This is a genomic window from Pseudomonas brassicae, from assembly GCF_010671725.1.
In the GTDB taxonomy this organism is placed as follows: Bacteria; Pseudomonadota; Gammaproteobacteria; order Pseudomonadales; family Pseudomonadaceae; genus Aquipseudomonas; species Aquipseudomonas brassicae.
Genome location: NZ_JAAHBU010000150.1, coordinates 1 through 1,668, shown reverse-complemented (window position 1 = coordinate 1,668; position 1,668 = coordinate 1). Strand labels below are relative to the sequence as shown.

Here is a 1,668-nt window from a genome sequence, read left to right as displayed (position 1 = left end):
TCCCACATTTGTTGCAACGCACCATGGCCTGTTAGATCGGCGTGGTCAGCCTTGTTGGCTCGACAGCAAGCCGCAGTGGCGCCAACAAGTGCCAGTCAATGCTGGCGCACAAACAAAAAAGGAGCCGTCCCCTGCCAGGATACGGCCCCCGAATGCTGCTTTGCCCATATGTCTTGACGCTAACGCGCAGTAATCACCGACAACTTGGTAATACCCGCCCGCTCGATCGAGGCCATGGCACGCGCCACTTCCCCATAATTCACCCCGTCATCCGCCTGCAACTGCACACGCACCTCAGGGTCCTTGGCCTTGGCCGCCTGCAAGCTGGTTTCCAGCAAGTCGGGCTGGATCTCGTCCTTGTTGATGAACAACTTGCCGCCACCATCGATGCTCACCACCAGCGGGTCCTTCTGCTCCACCGGGGCCACGGCCTCGGTCTTGGGCAGGTTGATCGGGATGGCGTTGGTCAGCAGCGGTGCGGTCACGATGAACACCACCAACAACACCAGCATCACGTCCACCAGCGGCGTCACGTTGATCTCGCTGAGTACCTCGTCACTGTCCTGGGTAGAAAAAGCCATGTCAGGACGCCTCTTTCACAGGTTGACCACTCACCGTCGCAGCTTTGTGAAGCGCAGGGTGCACCAGCACGCGGAAGGCACTCTTCTGCGCCAGGCTGTAGAAGTCATGCGCAAAGTCATCCAGGTCGCAGCCGTCAGCTTCAGGCGACGCAGGAAGTAGTTGTAAACCAGCACCGCCGGCACCGCGACCGCGATACCCACGCCCGTGGCCACCAGCGCCGCACCAATCGGCCCAGCCACGGTTTCCAGGCTCGCCGAGCCCGCCGCGCTGATGCCCTTGAGCGCCTCCATGATGCCCCACACGGTGCCGAACAGGCCGATGAACGGCGAGGTGCTACCAATACTGGCAACCACCGCCAGGCCGGTTTCCAGCGAGCGCCGTTCACGCACGATCTGCTGGCGCAAGGCACGCTCGAGGCGGTCCTGATGGTTGATCGCCTGGCTCAGGTCGCTGGCCTGCCCCGGCTCACCCACCGCGATGGCGGCGTAGCCCGACTGGGCCACACGCGCAGCAGCGCCCGGTTGGGTCTGGGCCAGCTCAGCGGCCGAGTCCAGGCTGGACGCCGCCCAGAACTGCTTGTGGAAACGCTTGTCCTGATTCTTCAAACGGGCGAACTGCAACCCTTTGACCAGGGCCAGGCCCCAGGTTGCGACGGAAAACACCACCAGCAGCCAGATCACCGCGCTTTCGATGGATTCAAGGGGGGATGCCAATACACTCATGATGGTTTCTCTCTGTTAGCGCGAAAGTTTTAACGAATCTTGAAGTCGATCGGTACGCTGACCCAGCCCGCCTGGGCCACGTCGCCCTGCTTGGCCGGCACGAAGCTCCAGCGTTTCACCGCGGCCAGGGCCGCGTCGTCGAGCTGTTGGCGACCACTGCTTTGCTGCAACTGGATCTCGCCAGGCTTGCCGCTGGGCAGTACATGCACCCGCAGCAGCACCGTGCCTTCCCAACCGCGGCGCTGGGCCAGCGACGGGTATTCCGGCGCCGGGTTTTTCAGGTACGCCGCGTTGGCCGAGGCCGGGGTCACCGGTGCGGCGCGGGCGGTGCCGGCGGCGCAGGCAGTGCGGCAGGTTGTGGCGG

The 1,668-nt window shown here is 63.7% G+C and carries 1 protein-coding gene and 2 pseudogenes; all 3 read right to left on the bottom strand.

Annotated elements, in window-relative coordinates; translation table 11 throughout:
- Positions 1 to 179: 179 nt before the first annotated feature.
- Complete coding sequence (locus tag G3436_RS11965; RefSeq protein WP_163945105.1) at positions 180 to 581, bottom strand: ExbD/TolR family protein; 402 nt, start codon at positions 579 to 581, stop codon at positions 180 to 182.
- A gap of 1 nt (position 582) precedes the next feature.
- Positions 583 to 1,304, bottom strand: a pseudogene (locus G3436_RS11960) (MotA/TolQ/ExbB proton channel family protein).
- A 29-nt stretch (positions 1,305 to 1,333) separates the two neighbouring features.
- Positions 1,334 to 1,668 (bottom strand): annotated as a pseudogene (locus G3436_RS11955) (energy transducer TonB); the annotation flags it as partial.